This is a genomic window from Rudanella lutea DSM 19387 (assembly GCF_000383955.1).
Taxonomy (GTDB): Bacteria; Bacteroidota; Bacteroidia; order Cytophagales; family Spirosomataceae; genus Rudanella; species Rudanella lutea.
The window spans coordinates 5434073-5452767 of sequence record NZ_KB913013.1 but is presented as its reverse complement, the minus strand read 5'-3'; the positions used below and the strand labels follow the sequence as shown (position 1 = coordinate 5452767).

At 56.5% G+C, this 18695-nt stretch carries 13 protein-coding genes; 8 read left to right on the top strand and 5 right to left on the bottom strand.

The genetic code is table 11. The features are described 5' to 3' along the window. Positions 1 to 7 precede the first annotated feature (7 nt). Positions 8 to 6178, top strand: a complete 6171-nt coding sequence (locus RUDLU_RS0122365; protein WP_019990668.1) for a putative Ig domain-containing protein — start codon at positions 8 to 10, stop codon at positions 6176 to 6178. A 129-nt stretch (positions 6179 to 6307) separates the two neighbouring features. Here RUDLU_RS0122365 and RUDLU_RS0122360 read toward each other — a convergent pair whose 3' ends face one another. After that, positions 6308 to 7159, bottom strand: a complete 852-nt coding sequence (locus RUDLU_RS0122360; protein WP_019990667.1) for a helix-turn-helix domain-containing protein — start codon at positions 7157 to 7159, stop codon at positions 6308 to 6310. Positions 7160 to 7342: 183 nt separating this feature from the next. Between RUDLU_RS0122360 and RUDLU_RS0122355 the strand changes: the two genes are divergently transcribed. After that, on the top strand, positions 7343 to 8545 hold the full coding sequence (locus RUDLU_RS0122355; protein ID WP_044129646.1) for an MFS transporter: 1203 nt from the start codon (positions 7343 to 7345) through the stop codon (positions 8543 to 8545). Positions 8546 to 8633: 88 nt separating this feature from the next. After that, complete coding sequence (locus RUDLU_RS0122350) at positions 8634 to 9287, top strand: HAD family hydrolase (RefSeq protein WP_019990665.1); 654 nt, start codon at positions 8634 to 8636, stop codon at positions 9285 to 9287. 15 nt (positions 9288 to 9302) lie between these two features. On the opposite strand, the gene RUDLU_RS28000 is transcribed toward RUDLU_RS0122350, so the two are convergent. Then, complete coding sequence (locus RUDLU_RS28000) at positions 9303 to 9854, bottom strand: hypothetical protein (protein ID WP_019990664.1); 552 nt, start codon at positions 9852 to 9854, stop codon at positions 9303 to 9305. A 114-nt stretch (positions 9855 to 9968) separates the two neighbouring features. On the opposite strand from RUDLU_RS28000, the gene RUDLU_RS0122340 reads away from it, so the two are divergent. Both RUDLU_RS0122340 and RUDLU_RS0122335 read left to right on the top strand, forming a co-directional pair. Beyond that, the gene (locus RUDLU_RS0122340) at positions 9969 to 10322 is read left to right on the top strand and encodes a VOC family protein (RefSeq protein WP_019990663.1); all 354 of its coding nucleotides are present in this window, start codon (positions 9969 to 9971) and stop codon (positions 10320 to 10322) included. A 32-nt stretch (positions 10323 to 10354) separates the two neighbouring features. Beyond that, positions 10355 to 10726, top strand: coding sequence for a hypothetical protein (locus RUDLU_RS0122335; protein ID WP_019990662.1), 372 nt, complete (start codon positions 10355 to 10357; stop codon positions 10724 to 10726). On the opposite strand, the gene RUDLU_RS0122330 is transcribed toward RUDLU_RS0122335, so the two are convergent. Further along, positions 10723 to 11325: a DUF502 domain-containing protein gene (locus RUDLU_RS0122330; protein ID WP_157580358.1), complete on the bottom strand. Its 603-nt coding sequence runs from the start codon at positions 11323 to 11325 to the stop codon at positions 10723 to 10725. The two genes, RUDLU_RS0122335 and RUDLU_RS0122330, sit on opposite strands and share 4 nt — an antisense overlap. 117 nt (positions 11326 to 11442) lie before the next feature. Here RUDLU_RS0122330 and RUDLU_RS0122325 point away from each other — a divergent pair, with 117 nt between their 5' ends. Beyond that, the gene (locus tag RUDLU_RS0122325; RefSeq protein WP_019990660.1) at positions 11443 to 12510 is read left to right on the top strand and encodes an Ldh family oxidoreductase; all 1068 of its coding nucleotides are present in this window, start codon (positions 11443 to 11445) and stop codon (positions 12508 to 12510) included. 121 nt (positions 12511 to 12631) lie between these two features. On the opposite strand, the gene RUDLU_RS27995 is transcribed toward RUDLU_RS0122325, so the two are convergent. Further along, the gene (locus RUDLU_RS27995) at positions 12632 to 13249 is read right to left on the bottom strand and encodes an MOSC domain-containing protein (protein ID WP_019990659.1); all 618 of its coding nucleotides are present in this window, start codon (positions 13247 to 13249) and stop codon (positions 12632 to 12634) included. A 265-nt stretch (positions 13250 to 13514) separates the two neighbouring features. Continuing rightward, on the bottom strand, positions 13515 to 13961 hold the full coding sequence (gene tnpA, locus RUDLU_RS0122315; protein WP_019990658.1) for an IS200/IS605 family transposase: 447 nt from the start codon (positions 13959 to 13961) through the stop codon (positions 13515 to 13517). Between the two features lie 271 nt (positions 13962 to 14232). Between tnpA and RUDLU_RS0122310 the strand changes: the two genes are divergently transcribed. Continuing rightward, complete coding sequence (locus RUDLU_RS0122310) at positions 14233 to 17049, top strand: alpha-amylase family glycosyl hydrolase (RefSeq protein WP_027303302.1); 2817 nt, start codon at positions 14233 to 14235, stop codon at positions 17047 to 17049. 48 nt (positions 17050 to 17097) lie between these two features. Then, on the top strand, positions 17098 to 18672 hold the full coding sequence (locus tag RUDLU_RS0122305) for an alpha-amylase family glycosyl hydrolase (protein WP_044129645.1): 1575 nt from the start codon (positions 17098 to 17100) through the stop codon (positions 18670 to 18672). The last annotated feature ends 23 nt before the right edge of the window (positions 18673 to 18695 follow it).

The window sequence follows — 18695 nt, the reverse complement described above, 5'->3', positions numbered from 1 at the left end:
GACAACGATGGCAAAGGCGCAGATTACCGGGGGCGTGGAGGTTCTCGGCATTGGTGTTCCCATTGGAACTACGTCAAGTACTGTCACCCAGAACTTCGATGCACTGGACAATGGCATTACAGTTTCAGCGGCTGGTCTGCTTGGCAACGTGCAGGGTACCTATACTAACCGTACATTGGTTTTAGCCTCTACAGGCGCACCGAGCCTGGTTGGTGCGGTTCCTACAGGGGGTGCGTACAGCTTCGGAACCAACAGCGATCGAGCACTCGGCTCCAATGCCAACCTGCTCAACTCAGCCGTTGGTCTGGTACCGATCCGGTATGGCATTCTGTTCCAGAACAGCACAGGAGCCCCCGTTTCGTCTTTGCAGGTAACTTACACCGGCGAACAATGGTACCAGGATGGTGATGGCGCTGCGCAGTCGCTAACGGCTGCCTACGCCCGGTTTGACGAAGGTACGTTCTCTACAATTGGAGGTTTATTGACAGGGGTATTAAACCTGTTGAACGATTTACCCATTGTGAGCACGATTCCTTACACGCAGGTTCCCGGCCTGACGTTTACGAGTCTACAGAACGGATCAACAATCGGAGAACTTGACGGGAATGCGGCCGCTAACCGAACCACACTTACGTCAACGATTACGTTTGGCACACCCCTGGCACCCGGCGAATACGTCTTGCTCCGCTGGACAGATCTTAACGACGGGGAAAATTTATTGGTCAACGTCATAGATACCGATCACAGCCTCGCTATCGACGACCTTCGTGTGGTAGCCAACATAGTGAACAACAACCCGGTTGCCAATCAGGGCGCTATTACGAATCCACAAACGGCTACCGTTGGGGTAGCTTTCAGCACGACCACAGCAGGGGCCTTTTCGGACCCAGACAACCAAACTCTTACATACTCAGCCACAGGATTACCAGCATCATTTTCAATCAACCCTACTACAGGGCTTATTACCGGGACAGCCGCCACCACGGTAGGCAGTCCATTCAGCGTTAGTGTTATTGCGACGGACCCATTTGGGGGCTCTGCATCAGTTGGATTCACCCTCAATGTGGTTAACCCGCCCAACCAGCCGCCGGTATTGGTAGGTGGAGGTATTCCTTCACCCCAGTCGGCCACTGTTGGTATCGGTTTTTCAACCACCACAGCTGGTGCGTTTTCTGACCCGGATGGCGGCACGCTGACTTACTCAGCCGCGGGCCTGCCAAATGGCCTGAGCATCAACCCAACCACGGGCGTCATCTCAGGTACGCCAACCGTATCGGGCACTTTCAACGTGACCGTGACGGCTAACGATGGTCAGGGTGGATCAGTAAACAGCCCCTTCCAGCTTAACGTAGCGCCCGCCAACCAGCCGCCGGTATTGGTAGGTGGAGGTATTCCTTCACCCCAGTCGGCCACTGTTGGTATCGGTTTCTCAACCACCACGGCCGGTGCCTTCTCCGATCCGGATGGCGGTACGTTGACCTACACAGCTGCGGGCCTGCCAAATGGCCTGAGCATCAACCCCACCACGGGCGTCATCTCAGGCTCGCCAACCGTATCGGGTACCTTTAACGTGACCGTAACGGCCAACGACGGACAGGGTGGATCGGTGAGCAGCCCCTTCCAGCTGAACGTAGCGCCCGCCAACCAGCCGCCGGTATTGGTAGGTGGAGGTATTCCTTCACCCCAGTCGGCTACTGTTGGCATTGGTTTCTCAACCACCACAGCCGGTGCGTTTTCTGACCCGGATGGCGGCACGTTGACCTACGCAGCCGCGGGCCTGCCAAATGGCTTGAGCATCAACCCCACTACGGGTGTCATCTCAGGTACACCAACCGTGTCGGGCACCTTTAACGTGACTGTGACGGCTAACGATGGACAGGGCGGATCGGTGAGCAGCCCCTTCCAGCTTAATGTAGCGCCCGCTAACCAGCCGCCGGTATTGGTAGGTGGAGGTATTCCTTCCCCCCAGTCAGCTACCGTTGGCATTGGTTTCTCGACCACCACGGCCGGTGCCTTCTCTGACCCGGATGGCGGCACGCTGACCTACGCAGCTGCGGGCCTGCCAAATGGCCTGAGCATCAACCCAACCACGGGTGTCATCTCAGGTACACCGACCGTGTCGGGCACCTTCAATGTGACTGTGACGGCTAACGATGGCCAGGGCGGATCGGTGAGCAGCCCCTTCCAGCTGAACGTAGCGCCCGCCAACCAGCCGCCGGTATTGGTAGGTGGAGGTATTCCTTCCCCCCAGTCAGCTACCGTTGGCATTGGTTTCTCGACCACTACGGCCGGTGCGTTCTCCGACCCGGATGGGGGTACGCTGACCTACACAGCCGCAGGCCTGCCAAATGGCTTAAGCATCAACCCAACTACGGGCGTGATCTCAGGTACACCAACCGTATCGGGTACCTTTAACGTGACCGTAACGGCCAACGACGGACAGGGTGGATCGGTGAGCAGCCCCTTCCAGCTTAACGTAGCGCCCAACGGAGCGCCGTCGGTAACCTCACCCGGTGACCAGTCACTGACGTTGAACACACCAGCCAGCTTCACTATTGTGGCAACTGACCCCGAAGGAGGTACGCTTACCTACGCGGCTACAGGCCTGCCCGGTGGTTTGAACATCAACCCCACCACGGGTGTAGTGACTGGTACGCCTTCGCAAACCGGTGTCTTCCCCGTCTCAGTGACGGTGACCGATCCACAGGGAACAACCGGCACCGTTAGCTTTAACGTAACGGTCAACCCGCAGGTGACGCCAAATCAGCCACCGGTATTGGTAGGTTTAGGTATTGCCTCACCCCAGAGTGGTACTGTAGGTGTACCGTTTACGAGCACCGTATCGGGTGCCTTCTCAGATCCGAACGGCAACCCGCTGACGTTTACCGCAATGGGGCTGCCTGCTGGTTTGGCCATCAGCTCAGGCGGTGTGATCTCTGGTACGCCGACTGTGTCAGGCTCGTTCAACGTAACCGTAACGGCCAATGATGGCCAGGGCGGAACCGTGAGCGATGACTTTGTGCTGAACGTGTCACCGGCTGCAGGCAACCAACCACCAACCCTTGTTGGACTCGGCATTGCTTCGCCCCAAAGTGGCACTGTGGGTATACCGTTTACCAGCACCGTATCGGGCGCATTCTCGGATCCCGATGGTGGTACACTTACCTTTACAGCAATGGGACTGCCTGCTGGTTTATCAATCAGCTCAGGCGGTGTGATCTCAGGCACGCCGACCGTGTCAGGCTCATTCAACGTGACCGTAACGGCCAACGATGGCCAGGGCGGTACTGTGAGCGATGACTTTGTGCTGAACGTGTCACCGGCTGCAGGCAACCAACCACCAACCCTTGTTGGACTGGGTATTGCTTCGCCCCAGAGTGGAACCGTCGGCATTCCGTTTACCAGCACCGTATCGGGTGCCTTCTCGGATCCTAACGGCAACCCGCTTACGTTTACAGCAATGGGCCTGCCCGCTGGTTTATCGATCAGCCCAAGCGGAGTGATCTCAGGCACGCCAACCGTATCGGGCTCGTTCAACGTGACCGTAACGGCCAACGATGGCCAGGGTGGAACCGTGAGCGATGACTTCGTGCTGAATATAGCCCCCAGCGGGGCTCCAGTAGTGACCTCACCCGGTGACCAGTCACTTACGTTAAATACGCCAGCCAGCTTCACCATTGTGGCAACAGACCCCGAAGGTGGTGCACTTACGTACGCGGCCTCAGGCCTGCCAGCCGGGTTGAGCATCAACCCAAACACAGGTGTGGTTTCGGGTACTCCATCACAAACGGGCGTATTCCCGGTTACGGTGGTCGTTACGGATCCGGTAGGAACTACCAGCAGCGTTAGCTTCAACGTGACGGTGAACCAGCCCGTAACGCCCAACATGCCACCAATGCTGTCGGGTACACCACTGGCTTCGCCCCAAAGCGCAACGGTGGGTGTAGGCTTCTCTACCAATACCGCACAGGCGTTTGTTGAACCCGAAATGCAGCCGCTGACCTACTCGGTAACCGGCTTGCCAATGGGCATCAATATCAACCCAAGCACAGGGGTGATCTCAGGTAACCCGTCGATGTCTGGTACGTTTGGGGTTACGGTGATCGCAACCGACCCGCAGGGTGCCAGCGTGAGTGCTGGATTTACGCTCAACGTTTCGCCAGCCGCTCCGGTAAGCACAACACCGCTGGCCGTAACCGTGTTGTCGTACAACTGCGTAACCGGCGCGATCGTCTTCGGCCGACTGGGTGGTGATCCGAACCGTCAGGTCGAATACATGGCTATTGGCGTGAAAGGTTACTCGACCGATCCAAGCGGTATCATTGAAGCCGCTGTTCGGAACGACCCAAACAACACGTCGATCACGGTTATGGCTCGTTACGTAGGCGACCCCGCTTCGCAGGTAATCTTCGTGTTCAACTTCCGCGCATTCTGCTCAACCGGTCAGCCAACCAACCAGTCTCCTGTTTATAACGGTGGTCTGGCCAATCAGGTAGGCACTGTCGGTGTACCGTTCACGTACACCTTCCCGTCGAATGCGTTCATGGACCCCGAAGGTCAGACGCTCACGTACTCCGCGGCCGGTTTGCCCGCCGGTCTGAGCATCAACGGGACAACGATCAGCGGTACGCCGTCGGTATCAGGTACGTTTGGGGTAGTAATCACGGCACAAGACCCACAGGGAGCTACTGCAACCGGTAACTTCCAGATCCAGATCAGCCCGGCCAACAGCGGAACGGGGGTTACGGGTCCGTTGGCCGCTACAGTACTATCGTACAACTGTACAACCGGTGCGATCGTCTTCGGACGCGTTGGCGGTGATCCGAACCGTCAGGTTGAATACATGGCCATTGGCGTGAAAGGCTACTCGACCGATCCGAGCGGTATCATTGAAGCCGCTGTCCGGGCCGATGCCAACAACACGTCGATCACCGTTATGGCCCGCTACGTAGGCGACCCCGCTTCGCAGGTGGTGTTTGTGTTCAACTTCCGCGCGTTCTGCTCAGGTGGTCAACCTACCAACCAGTCACCGGTGAACAACGGCGGCCTGACCAATCAGGTAGGCACCGTGGGCGTACCGTTTACGTACACCTTCCCGGCCAACACGTTCTCTGACCCCGAAGGTCAGACGCTCACGTACTCCGCAGCCGGTTTGCCCGCCGGTCTAAGCATCAACGGTACAACAATCAGCGGTACGCCGTCGCAGTCGGGTACGTTTGGTGTAGTGATTACCGCCCGCGATCCGCAAGGTGCAACGGCTACCGGCAGCTTCCAGATTCTGATCAACCCAGCAGGTGGTGGCAGTGGTGCCCCGATTGTTAACGGTACGATTCCGAATCAGACGGCTACGGTAGGTATTCCGTTTGGCTACACAATTCCGGCCAATACCTTTACCGATCCGCAGGGTCAGTCGCTGACGCTGACTGCATCGGGTATGCCACGGGGTCTGTTGTTCAACAACGGGGTATTCAGCGGAGTACCGACTCAGCAGGGTATCTTCCAGATCACGGTAACGGCCCGCGACCCAGATGGCAATACGGCCAGCACCACCTTTACCCTGACTGTAAACCCGAGCGATCAGTGTGGTAGCGACCCAACAACCATTGGCCAGCCGCTGCAACTGCTTGAGCCTACCTACAACTGTCAGACCGGTACGATCAAGTTCAACGTACGAGGTGGCAATGGTACGGTCATCGAGTTTGCGGCTATCGGTATTACACCGTTCCAGCAAAACTGCTTCGAGACGATGGATACCGAGGTAGCGCAGGACGTTCGGAATGATAAGCCCAATGTGGAGCCCTTCACCATTTTGGCTCGTCAGAACGGCACAACGGTTTCGTACTCTTGGGATGCCCGCGCGTACTGCCGTCCCGGTGGTGCTGGCAATCCAGGTTCGGCTCGGATGAGCGTACTGGAGCCGATGGGCAACCTGAACGTAACGGTGTTTGGTAACCCCACCTCAGCCGACGCTGTTGAGTTTGAGGTAACTGGTGCCGAAGGTAAGCCGCTGATGCTCCGGCTCAGCGATGCGCAGGGCAAACCAATGGGTGAGCAGCGCATCGAGAAGGCAGGGGCTGCTAACCGCTTCGTAATGCCACTCGGCAAGTCAGGTGGTTTGTATCTGTTGCAGGTAAGCACCCCCAACCAGGTGCAAACGGTGAAAGTAGTACGGCAGTAATCAGGTTTGGATTTCCAGACCTGAAGTACTCCGCACAGCAACGCCGGACGAAGGAGGTTTCGACTTCCATCGTCCGGCGTTTTTTTATTGATGAGCCCCCAAACACACAGGCTTTTGGAATGCACCGGTTTAAACGGGCACTAACTCGCGCCGGTACGCGCTGGGAGTCTGACCCGTCACCATTTTAAACGTCTTGTTGAAATGCGACAGGTTACTGAATCCAACAGCAAACCCAATGTCGGCCACCGTTCGGGCGGAGTGAAGCAACCGCCTGGCCTGGTTAACCCGGTATTCATTGACGAAATCGGTGAAGGTCATGCTCGTCATGCGTTTGAAATAACGGCAGAAAGCCGGCACCGTCAGGCCCGCCGTATCTGCAACCTGCTGCACTGATAGCTCACCGCCGTAGTGATCGGCCACGTATTGATAAACCCGGTTGATACGCTCCTGCTCCTTCGGGTTCAGGTCGAATCGGATACCATCGGCATGCAGGGGTTCTACATCAGGGGCTATTGCCAGCTGGTGTAGCACTTGCAACAGGGTCATCATTCGGGCAAAGGATGGCAGATGAGGTAATTGGAGAAGGATTTCGCCAACAGCCCGTTTGGTAGCCGGACCAAACACCAACCCCAGCCGACTCCGTTCGAACAAGCGCCGGACATCGGTCATTTCGGGCGTTTGCAGAAAGCCTTTTCCCAGAAAATCGTCGCGCATCTGCACCACTACTTCCTCATATTGCCCCTGCTTGCCGTAACTGAAATTAAGATGCGGCAGATTAGGGCCAATAAACACCAGCTCGCCCGCTTCGTACTGCGAAATATTGGTACCAACATGACGCTTACCGCTACCCTCAGGAATGTACACAATCTCGTACTCGGGATGATAATGCCAGTACACCCGGCAGGTCTCGGCCTCGGTCAGATGCACCACCTTGAAGGAGTTGCCGGGGCCGGGCTCTATTTTTTCGAATTGCAGACGCATAGGGTGTTTATTGTTTTGGGTTCAGAGTTTATTGTTTTGGTCGGCACACATTGGATTTCATTACCAAACCTCGTGCTCAATTAACCGAATAATAACACATTGTGTGCCCGAAAAATCAACAGAGCATTGGTTTTGGCAAATCATAGCGTCGTGCAAGTGCCATTCGGGCCTTAGTTTTGTAGCATGAATACAACGGATCAATCGACTGTAGCGTCCATATCCATGACAGGCAACCCGCTCGTTCGGAATGTGCTGGCTTATTTTAGCCATGCACAGGCCCGGGCGGTCGGGTTGGTTTTTGCCTCCGACAGCCTGCTGTTTGGCAGTTGGGTGGCGCACATTCCGCACATCAAACAGCGTCTGCAACTATCTGAAGGCGAACTGGGTCTGGTTTTGTTCGCCATGCCCGCCGGGCTTCTCACCATGAACCCGCTCACGGGGTACCTGATTGCTAAATTGGGCCAGGCACGGGCTTGTTTCTGGGCGGCTGTTGGCCTGGCACTGGTCATGTGCATTCCGGTCAATGCGCCCAACGTGTGGGTACTGGTCTTAGGGCTTTACATGGTCGGGCTGGCGGGGGCGCTCATCAACGTAGCCATGAACACGCTGGCGACCGACGTGGAAAAATCAACGGGCTTGGCCATCATGTCGTCGTGCCATGGTATGTGGAGCGTGGGCGGCATGATTGGGTCGGCCGTGGCCGGGGCTGTGATTGCCTTGCACGTTGCACCCGAAATTCACCTGCCGTTGATGGGCTTGCTGGTACTTCTGATCACGGTAGGGGTACGCCCTGTACTGGCCCGGATTCCGGTGCAACCCACTACCGAACAGGCCTCGTTTGTCATGCCCAACCTCAACCTGCTGCTGATGATTCTGATCGGTTTGGCCCTGGCTATGGGCGAGGGTACCGCCTTTGACTGGAGTGCGGTGTACCTCCGCGAGACCCTCGGAGCCAGCAGTCAGATAGCGGCTCTTGGGTTTGGTGCGTTCTCGCTGACCATGACCCTGGGCCGGTTTATGGGCGATGCCCTCATTCCCCGGCTGGGCGCACAGCGGTTTCTGTTTCTGGGTGGACTTATTGCGGCCGCGGGCTTGTTTTTGGCCGTTCTGGTACCGGTACCGGGTGTAGCTCTGCTTGGATTTGCCCTGCTCGGCGCGGGCTGTTCGCTGGGCGCACCGATTCTGTACGCAGCCGCTTTACGGGTGCCGGGAATTCCGCCCGCGGCTGGTCTGGCTACGTTTGCAACCTTCAGTTTTATCGGGTTTCTGGCGGGGCCTCCTGTCATCGGTTTCGTTGCCGAAGCCTTTGGTTTACCCTGGGGCATTGCTTTCGTAGGCTTCATGATGCTCGTGTCGGCAGCCCTCTCAAAAATTGTGAAATTGTAAAAATGAAGAAGGAAAGGACAAAGCAGGAAAGGAGAAAGATACTCTCCCTTTCTTCCTTTTCCTCCCTTTTCCCTTTTTTCCCATTCCTATGCTTGCAGCCATCTTCGACATGGACGGCGTTATTGCCGATACCAACCCCTACCACACTATTGCCTGGCGTGAATACTACCGGCGCAACGGCAAACCCCTGAGCGATGCCGACTTTGTAAAGTATGTTTCGGGCAATCACAACAAAGCTATTGTAGCCCATTTGTTTGATGGACAAACGCTGACCGATGAAGAAGCCTACCGGCTCGGCGATGAGAAAGAGGCTTTGTTTCGGGAATTGTATGCCCCGCATATTGTACCGGTACCGGGTTTACCCGATTTTTTGAAAGCCCTCAAAAAGGCGGGTATTAAAACCGCCGTAGGCACCTCGGCCCCGGTTGAGAATCTCGATTTTGTACTCGAAAAACTCGGGCTGCGCGACTATTTCGATGTCCTTCTGCACGAAAAGCTGGTGCAGCGCCCTAAACCCGACCCTGAGATTTACAGTAAAGCGATGGAAATGCTCGGTGTTTCGCCCGCCGACAGCCTGATCTTTGAAGATTCAATGACGGGTATCCGGGCCGCACGGGCATCGGGGGCGCGGGTCGTGGGGGTGGCCACCACGCATACGACCGACGAGTTACGGACTGTGTCGGACTATGTGATCCGGGATTTCACCGGGCTAACCCCCGAAGGATTGATGGCGGCTTTGTAGTCGATCAACGTCGTATCAGAATGCACGCAGCCGATTGCGTTTGCCCACGCGGTAAACCGGTCGGCTGATTTTGTAGAAAATGCCCCCGGCCACAATCATAGCCCCCGACGGAATCAGCACCTGTTTGTCGAACAGAAACCGGCCTGTTCGGCCATCCAGCGATTTGGGATTGACAAAATCAGCGGCCGCGTAAATTACTCCGGCAACGGGCAAAATCACTCCCAACTGTGTAATGAACGGAATCTGTTTGCGTCGGTAAATCCGGTCGACATCCCGAAACCGAATGGTCAGGTTTTCGGTCCGATCCATAATTTCGTTGAGCACCAGAATATCGAACGTACTGTCGGTAACGGCCGATACGGGTCCCTCCCATTGGTCGCCTTTAGCGCGCAGTCGGATTTCATCGCCCACCTGATAGCGGTAACGCGCAAACCCCGTCAGGCCCCGGACGTCGAGCGCCATATAACGCGCATTGGTGTTGGGCAACGCTGCCGAACGCTGGGCCAACCCTGCCAGGGGCATGGCAGCGAGCAGACAGCCGAGCAGAAGGGAATAGACAGGATTCATGGCAGCGGGGTTTTAGTCTAGAACGCGGAAACAGCGAAAAGGTTACAGCGATCATGTATCGTACTCAAAATCAAATTTCTACCTTTACTTTCAAGTGATTTACGCTTTTTCTCTATGATCCAATTTAAACGACTCGACCATATCCTTGTCACTATACCGCCCGGTACCACGCAACAGGCCCGAACGTTTTACGCCCTAACCCTCGGCCTGACCGAAATTCCAGGCGGGCACCCGCACGGGGCCATCTGGTTCGACATGGCGGATATTCAGTTGCACCTGCGCGAAGAAGAAGGCGGTAACTTCTCGTCCCGGCACCCGGCGTTTGAAGTCATCAACCTCGAAGCGGCCCGGCAGGAACTGGAGCAGAAGGCTGTTCAGATCACGTATTCGTCGGAGATTGACGGGCGGCAACGTTTTTTTATCCGTGATCCATTTGGCAACCGCATTGAGTTTCTGGAATACAATTAGTTACTTTTCCCGCCATACTACACAGCATAACCATGCAAACACCCACCCTGACACACGTTCTTTTTCTGAGCCTCCTGGCAACAGCCCTATGCAGCAGCTACAGTTTCGGCCAGTCGCAGCCCAACCAAGACCGGTTTCCGACGTACGACCACATTAAGCCCAGCCCAAACGAGATTTATGATCACGTAAATCACGATGGGCCTATCACTCGTCAGGCCAAAGTGGTTCTCAACCTGTTTTCGTACCCGGAGGGCACGGTCACGTACAAACTGAATGGCCAAATCTACGAAAGCACCGAGCAGGCGAGGAAAGCCTTTCTGCAAAAGGGGCGGCAGATTGAGCGGTACACAATCGGGAAACCCGACGCCAACGGTAAACGCCTGATCGAAATTACGTATCGCTAAAGCACCTTCTCAACCCGTTTGGGAGCCTCCAGGGGTTCGGGGGTATTGGCCGACACCCCCCCCGACACAATCAGTTTCATAACATCGGCGCTCGGTACGTTGAGCAGCGTCACGTTTTCGGCGGGCACAATAAACAACTCACCCGAAAAGGCATACGAATGCGGCATGTACACCGCCACCATATTGTTTAGCTGAAGATGACTGAGGTCGGTTTGGGTGATGAAGCCCAGCTTTCGTAAATCCGATTGCCGGTTTATAAGAACCAAAACGGGCTGGTTAAATTTCTTGCGGTCGCCGACAAAGGCCGAAATCAGGTCTTTGAGCGAAAAATACATCAGGCTCACCAGCGGCAGATGTTTGATAGAGCCTTCGAGCAAGGTGGCAAACGACTGCGGAATGATGGTCGAAACCAGCACGCCCACGCCAAAAATGATGCCCACCATAATCAGCACGCCAATGCCGGGGATGTCGATAGGGTTCAGCCCGTCGACCCATTCGAAGATACCGTAGATAATCCAGATGGTCAGCCCAATGGGGGCTACCGCCAGCAATCCACGGCCAAAATAGGTAATGGTACGATTGAGTAATTTACGGATCATGGTGGTTTTGCTCGCCGGGCGGCCCATGCAGTATTCGACCTGTCTATTTAGGCGGCTCGCTTCATCTCTTCAACCGCGAACATCGTACCAAAATTCATTTTTGTTCAACTTTGCGGTATGATTCACGCAAACCGACTTCGACTTTTTACCGAACGTATATTTTTGGCCATTGGCTGCTCCGACAATGACGCCCGACTGGCAGCCGATGTCCTGATCTCGGCCGACCTGCGCGGGGTTGACTCGCACGGGGTGGCCCGCCTGCCGGGTTATGTGCGTCTGTATGATCTGGGCCGCCTGAACCCGCAACCGCAAATGCGGATTGTACACGAGAGCCCCTCCACAGCCGTTGTCGACGGCGACCGGGGCCTTGGCCTTGTGGTGGGGCCGTGGGCTATGCAGGTGGCCATCGAGAAAGCCCGCACGGCAGGTACTGGCTGGGTGGCTGTGCGCAACTCCAACCACTTCGGCATTGCGGGTTACCACGCCCTACTGGCGGCCGAGCACGACATGATTGGGCAGGCTATGACCCACGCGGCTCCGCTGGTAGCCCCGACGTTTTCGCTCGAAAAAATGCTCGGTACCAACCCAATTGCCGTAGCGATTCCGGCCGCAACCGAACCGACGTTTCTGGCCGATTTTGCCAGTACGGCCGTGGCCTACGGTAAACTCGAAATTCTGCAACGTAAAGGGCAGGATATTCCGACAGGCTGGGCTCAAAACGCCGACGGCCAACCCACTACCGACGCCAACGCGGTTCGGAACGGCGGAGCACTGCTACCACTCGGCTCCGACCGCGAACATGGTTCGCACAAAGGGTACGGCCTAGGCTCGGTAGTCGACATTTTCTCCGGCGTACTGTCGGGAGCGAACTATGGTCCGTGGGTGCCACCCTTTGCTACGGCGGGCTTTATGAGCGCGCAGGAAGGCGTGGGCATTGGGACCGGGCATTTCTTCGGTGCCATGCGCATCGACGCGTTCCGGCCCGCCGACGAGTTCAAAGCTCATATGGACACCTGGATCAACCGGTTTCGGTCGGCGCGGGCAGTGCCGGGCCAACAGGTGCTTATTCCCGGCGATCCTGAGCGAATGATGGAAGCCGAGCGCACCGCCAACGGCATACCGGTGGTTGAGCCGGTTATCAACAGCCTCAACGAACTGGGCGAACGTTTCGGGGTGGAGTTGTAGAAAAAGGAGGAAAGGGAGGAAGGAGGAAAGGGAAGTGAGGGCGGCAGGAAAAAAAGGGAAAGGAGCGGAAAGAGGAGAAACTCCCCTTTCTCCCTTCTCCTTCCTCCCTGTCGCCCTTCTCCTAATAAAAATGCTCCCGGAGGTAGTTGGTCAGGTAAGGAAACTGGGCGAGTTTGCTTAGAAAATGGGGGTCGGGTGTCTTCGAATAGAATTCATCGACCACGTGCTGAATGGTCACGCCATACGGAGCCGTTTCGAGCCGCTCAATAATGTCCCCTGCTTTCACTTCGCCGGGCTCAACCACCCGAAAATAGATACCGTGCCGCCGGGCCTGCTGAAATTGCTTCACCATGGTCGAGTCGTTGAAGCGTACGTTGAGATTGTTGCACGGGAAACGGGGCTGCACCACCATCAGCACGGCCGTCCCGACCCGAAACGTATCGCCCAGACCGGCCTCATGGTCGGGTAAGCCCACCGTAGTCAGGTTTTCGCCAAAATGGCCCGGTTCGAGCGCTTTGCCGGTCTCTTCCCAGAACCGATAAAAAGCCATATCGTAGGCATAAACGGCTTTGTTAGGGCCGCCATGCACTCGCTTATTGGCTTGCTCATCGCCCTCAATAGAGGTCAGCTCCAGCCGAACGGGCCCTTCGACAGGATGCTTAAAAATGGCCGTGCGTACGGAGCGGCCTTTCCACGTATGGGTCTGTGCCAGACCTACATTGACAGTTTGGATGTACATTTCTATCTGATGACTATGCCCCTACTATCCGAGGACTGGCGTACACTATCCGAGGACTACGCCCACCATCCGAGGACTAGCGCCTACCATCTGAGGGCTACGCCCACTATCCGAGGACTACGCCCACCATCCGAGGACTGGCGCCTACCATCTGAGGGCTACGCCCACCATCCGAGGCCTATGCCCACCATCCGAGGACTACGCCCACCATCCGAGGACTGGCGTCCCCGGTTAATCATGAGTCAACCCCGTTGGGGTTGATGGATTAGGTGAAAAGATGGCGCTCGTCGTAAGCGACACCATGCTCGTCGAGAAGTGACTTATACTCGGTTTCGTAGGTTATTTTGCGGTGATGCTCCTTTTGTTTCTTGATGTAATTGATAATCCGGTCGCGCTCTTTTATGGAGTATGTAAAGGCTCCATATCCCACGGCCCAACCCTCGAAGGCCGGGAAGTTCTCGTTGGCTTTCATCCAGAGTGAGCTACCCACCTTGATGGTTTTCACAAAATCGGCGAGCGACACGCTTGGATGCAGATCGCTGAGGATATGAATATGATCCTCCACCCCGTTTACCCTGTACAACCGGCAGTTTTGGTTCTTCACAACACCCCAGATATACCGGTACAGCTCCGTACAATGTTCATCCGGAATCGTCGGCTTACGATGCTTCGTCCCAAAAACGATATGATACAATATCTGTCGGTAGCTCATACAACCTGTTGGTAGCTCACACCCGCAAACTACAAACCCTACTCCCCAAAATCAACACCCCTCCCCAACCCCAACGGGGTTGACTCATGATTAACCAGGGACGTCAGTCCTCAGGCAGGGACGTCAGTCCTCGGACAGGGACGTCAGTCCCCAGCGAGACGCCAGCCCTCCTCCGGGTAGCCCTCCCCCGCCGGGTAGCCCCTCGGATAACTACCCCTCGGAAAGAGGCCATTTTATCCGTATTTTTGGTTTTACACTCTCACAAGATTCTATGTCCGTTCGTCTCCTTCTCTTCGTTTGTCTTTTCTTTTCCGTCCAACGTAGCCTAAGTCAGGTTGTTACCACCGTCCCCGCTTTTCCGACGGCCGACAGCGAGGTGACGCTTATCTTCGACCTTGCGCAGGCCAAAGACAGCCGGGCCGCCGGGTTGCTCGGCAAAACAGGCGATGTTTATCTCTGGTCAGGGGCCGGTACCACCGAAACCGGCGACGCGTTTCAATTCCAGCCAACGGGACAAACCAACTTCAATGCCCCGTTTGTACCGGGCACTATGACAGCCCTCGGCAACAACAAATGGCAAATCCGGCTCGTACCCCGCACCTATTTCAACGTACCCGCCAACCAGCCTATTCGGCGGTTGGGTGTTTTGCTCAAAAGCAGTGACGGCCGGGCACAAACCGAAGACCTATACGTCCGAATTTACGACAACAGACTCAGCATCAACCGCGTTGAACCAACCGAAAAAGACTTTTTTGTCTCTCCCAACACTACTTTACCCGTACGCTACCGAACCTCGCAGCGGGCCGCCCTGTCACTGACCGTTGATGGGCAACCCATCACAAACGTTCTGGATCGCGACTCTCTGCGGGCGCAGCTCAATACCGGCACACAACTGGGTACCCGTCGGATGGTTGTGTTTCGGGCCATGACTATGACATCGCCCACGGGGCAGGCCGCGGCCGACACCTTCTATTTCACTGTTCGGCCTGAGCCCACGGTAGCCGAGTTGCCCGCCGGTATGCGGGACGGCGTCAACTACACCAGCCCCAGCACAGCCACGCTGGTTCTGTTTGCCCCGCGTAAAAGCTTCGTGTACGCCATCGGTGAGTTCAATAACTGGCGGCCCTCACCCGAGTATCTCATGAAGCGGACACCCGACGGCAACCGCTACTGGATTGAACTCAAAAACCTGACCCCAAAAACCGAAATAGCGTATCAGTATCTGGTAGACGGCACATTGGCCGTAGCCGACCCCTACGCCACCAAAATTCTCGACCCCAACAACGATCGGTTTATCCCGGCCACTACCTACCCCAATCTGAAACCCTACCCCACCGGGGCCACGGGCATCGTGTCGATTCTGCAAACCGACCAAACCGCCTACCCCTGGCGTAAAATCAACTTTGAGCGTCCCGACCCGGCCAACCTGATCGTGTATGAGCTGCTCGTCCGCGACTTTTCGGCCAACCGCAACTACAAAACCGTGACCGACAGCCTACCCTACCTCAAGCGTCTGGGTATCAACTGTATCGAGATCATGCCCATCATGGAGTTTGCCGGAAACGACTCTTGGGGCTACAACCCGATTTTCTACTTCGCGCCCGACAAGGCCTACGGTACCGCCGACGACCTGAAACGCTTTATCGAAGCGGCCCATCAGCAGGGCATTGCCGTTGTTCTCGATATGGTATTGAATCAGGCCGATTACGAGTACCCGTACGTAAAAATGTACTGGGACGGCAACCGTCCAAGCCCCGACAACCCCTTTTTCAATCCGCAGGCAACCCACCCGTTCAGCGTCTTTTTCGATTTTAACCACGAGAGCCCCGCTACGCAGGCACTTGTCGAGCGAGTCAATACGTACTGGTTGCAGGAGTTTCGGTTCGATGGATTCCGGTTCGACCTGTCGAAAGGGTTTACCCAGAAACAATCGGGGAACGATGTTGGGTCGTGGAGCAGCTACGACCTGAGCCGGGTGCGCATCTGGAAACGTATTTACGACCAGATTCGGGCCGTAGACCCCACGGCTTACGTGATTCTGGAACACTTTGCCGATAACACCGAAGAAAAAGAACTGGCCGATTACGGGATGATGTTCTGGGGCAATCACAACGGCGATTTTCGAAACACCGCCAAAGGCCGGGCTGCCAGTCTGAACGGCCTGTCGGCTAAAGAACGAGGCTGGCAGCGGCCCAATCTGATCGGGTATGCCGAGAGCCACGATGAAGAACGACTACTGGTGGATGTACTGAAAAACGGCCGGGTTGAAAATAACTACAACACCACCCAGCTACCCACTGCCCTTGAGCGGGCCAAACTGGCGGCCGCGTTTCTCATCACCACGCCGGGCCCAAAGCTCATCTGGCAGTTTGGCGAACTGGGCTACGATGTGAGCATCGACGAAAACGGCCGCACCGGAGCCAAGCCCATTCGGTGGGAGTACTACAGCGACCCCAACCGCCGAAAACTGTACGGCGTGTACCGCGAACTGATAAACCTCAAAAAAACGGTGCCGGCGTTCCGGTCGACCGATGTGACAATGGCCACCAACGACCTGGTGAAGCGCATCACCCTCCGCGACCCGGCCAACACAATTTTCCTCATCGGTAACTCCGACGCCGAAGTCCGTACCGTACCAGGCGGTTTTCCGGGTGTGGGCCGCTGGTACGACTTCTTCACCGGCGAGTCGATCAATATCACCGACGCAAATAGTACCGTGATGATGCAGCCGGGCGAGTTTCACCTGTATTCCAGCCAACCTCTGCCCAAACCCGAGGCCGGGCTTGTACCGTTCGGCCCGTCGATGGCCGTGGTTACAGCCGTGACCGAGCAACCCGTCGATGGATTGACACTTTCGCCCAACCCCAGCGCCGACGAAGCCCGGCTGGAACTGAGTAACCCGTACCGGGGTTTGGTAAATCTGTATCTGACCGATGCCTCGGGTCGCGAGCTCCGCAGCAGTCGGGCGGTGAAAACAGCCGACACGCTCATTCAGACCATTGATCTACGCAACCTACCCAACGGACTGTATATCATCCGGTTGCAACTGGGTGAGCAGCGCGTGGTTCGGAAAGTAATGAAGCAGTAAATCAGGTTTTCTACGCCTATGCAGGGCACAGGTGCAGAACATAACCTCATGCAGTACAACCTCTTGAAACAAGCGTCACCCCTCGCCCATACGGGCGTCCACTACGAGATTTTTGTCCGGGCTTTTTGCGACTCCAACGGCGACGGTATCGGCGACCTCAACGGCGTCACGTCCAAGCTCGATTACTTGCAGGAGTTGGGCATCAGCGCCATTTGGCTCATGCCCATCAACCCGTCGCCTTCGTACCACAAATACGACGTGACGGATTACTACGGGATCGACCCGGAGTACGGCACTCTCGACGATTTTCGGCGGCTCGTGCAGGAAGCACACCGGCGGGGCATTGCCGTGCTGATGGACCTGGTGCTGCACCACACGAGCAGTCGGCATCCCTGGTTTATCGAAGCCTGCAAAGGCCCCGAAAATCCGTACTGGTCGTATTACAAATGGCTGCACCCCGACGAAATCAAGGCCCGAAACCTGGCCACCCGCGATATTACGGCCGACTCGTCGGAGCGAAACCCCTGGCACCGGGTGGCCGGGGCCTCGTACCCCGAACGTTACTACGGCATGTTCTGGAACCAGATGCCCGACCTCAACTTCGATCATCCGGCGGTACGGCAGGAGTTTTTTCAGATTGCCCGGTTCTGGCTGGCCGAAATCGGGGTCGATGGGTTCCGGCTCGATGCGGCCCGGCACCTCTATCGCGAGTTTGAAGAGCCCAAAAACCACCAGTTTTGGGAAGAGTTTCGGCGCGAAGTAGAGACCGTTGTCCGCACCGGCGACCACCCCGGCCTGCGCCGGGAGGGCGTGCATCTGGTGGGAGAGGTCTGGACCCGCCCGGCCCACGTAGCCCCCTATTTCCGGGGGTTGCACGCCAACTTCAACTTCGATTTTGCCCTCTCGCTCGCCGAGGTAGTTCAGCAAGAGGACGATACCGAAGACCTGATTGAGTTGCTGGCCTTTATTCAGAGCGCTTACGAACAGGTAGAACCAAATTTTATCGACGCCCTGATTCTCTCCAACCACGATCAGGACCGCATTGGGAGTGTCCTGAAAGGCCATACCGACCGGCTCAAAGTGGCTGCGAACCTGCTGCTTACCCTCCCCGGCAATCCGTACCTGTATTACGGCGAGGAAATTGGGATGCTGGGCCAAAAACCCGACGAACACATCCGGGAGCCCTTTGTCTGGAACGTAGGCAAGCACGACCCCGACCGCGCCCGCTGGAACAAAACCGGCTCGCGGTCGGCACGGTACTCAACCAGCCGCACGGTGCGCCCGTTGGCCCAGCAGCAAACCGACCCTGAGTCGTTGTTTAACCACTACAAACGCCTGATTGGGTTTCGTAACAGTCACCCGGTACTGAACGACAACCTGAGCCGAATTGAACTGAGTGGCATCCGGCAAGCCGGCCTGGTGGCATTTGTTCGGCGGAGTCAAACTGGCGAGCGGGTCCTGCTCGTGCATAACCTGACAGGCCAACCCATCCGTACGGTACTGCCCCCCGAAGAGGTTGCCTTTAACCAACTGACCTGGCACAGCCACCCGGCAACCCACTACACCGACGGGGGCCTCACCGTGGGGCCATACAGCGTGGCCCTGCTCGAAGCAAACCGGTAAGGCTTTCTTTCCAACCAATTCAA

What these genes read in the sequence shown, in the direction of transcription:
- RUDLU_RS0122350 (WP_019990665.1), top strand. Translation starts at nt 8,634, where the DNA reads ATGCTTGCAGCCATCTTCGACATGGACGGCGTTATTGCCGATACCAAC.
- RUDLU_RS28000 (WP_019990664.1), bottom strand. Translation starts at nt 9,854, where the DNA reads ATGAATCCTGTCTATTCCCTTCTGCTCGGCTGTCTGCTCGCTGCCATG.
- RUDLU_RS0122335 (WP_019990662.1), top strand. Translation starts at nt 10,355, where the DNA reads ATGCAAACACCCACCCTGACACACGTTCTTTTTCTGAGCCTCCTGGCA.
- RUDLU_RS0122365 (WP_019990668.1), top strand. Translation starts at nt 8, where the DNA reads ATGGCAAAGGCGCAGATTACCGGGGGCGTGGAGGTTCTCGGCATTGGT.
- RUDLU_RS0122305 (WP_044129645.1), top strand. Translation starts at nt 17,098, where the DNA reads ATGCAGTACAACCTCTTGAAACAAGCGTCACCCCTCGCCCATACGGGC.
- RUDLU_RS0122325 (WP_019990660.1), top strand. Translation starts at nt 11,443, where the DNA reads ATGATTCACGCAAACCGACTTCGACTTTTTACCGAACGTATATTTTTG.
- RUDLU_RS0122355 (WP_044129646.1), top strand. Translation starts at nt 7,343, where the DNA reads ATGAATACAACGGATCAATCGACTGTAGCGTCCATATCCATGACAGGC.
- RUDLU_RS0122330 (WP_157580358.1), bottom strand. Translation starts at nt 11,325, where the DNA reads ATGATCCGTAAATTACTCAATCGTACCATTACCTATTTTGGCCGTGGA.
- RUDLU_RS27995 (WP_019990659.1), bottom strand. Translation starts at nt 13,249, where the DNA reads ATGTACATCCAAACTGTCAATGTAGGTCTGGCACAGACCCATACGTGG.
- RUDLU_RS0122360 (WP_019990667.1), bottom strand. Translation starts at nt 7,159, where the DNA reads ATGCGTCTGCAATTCGAAAAAATAGAGCCCGGCCCCGGCAACTCCTTC.
- tnpA (WP_019990658.1), bottom strand. Translation starts at nt 13,961, where the DNA reads ATGAGCTACCGACAGATATTGTATCATATCGTTTTTGGGACGAAGCAT.
- RUDLU_RS0122310 (WP_027303302.1), top strand. Translation starts at nt 14,233, where the DNA reads ATGTCCGTTCGTCTCCTTCTCTTCGTTTGTCTTTTCTTTTCCGTCCAA.
- RUDLU_RS0122340 (WP_019990663.1), top strand. Translation starts at nt 9,969, where the DNA reads ATGATCCAATTTAAACGACTCGACCATATCCTTGTCACTATACCGCCC.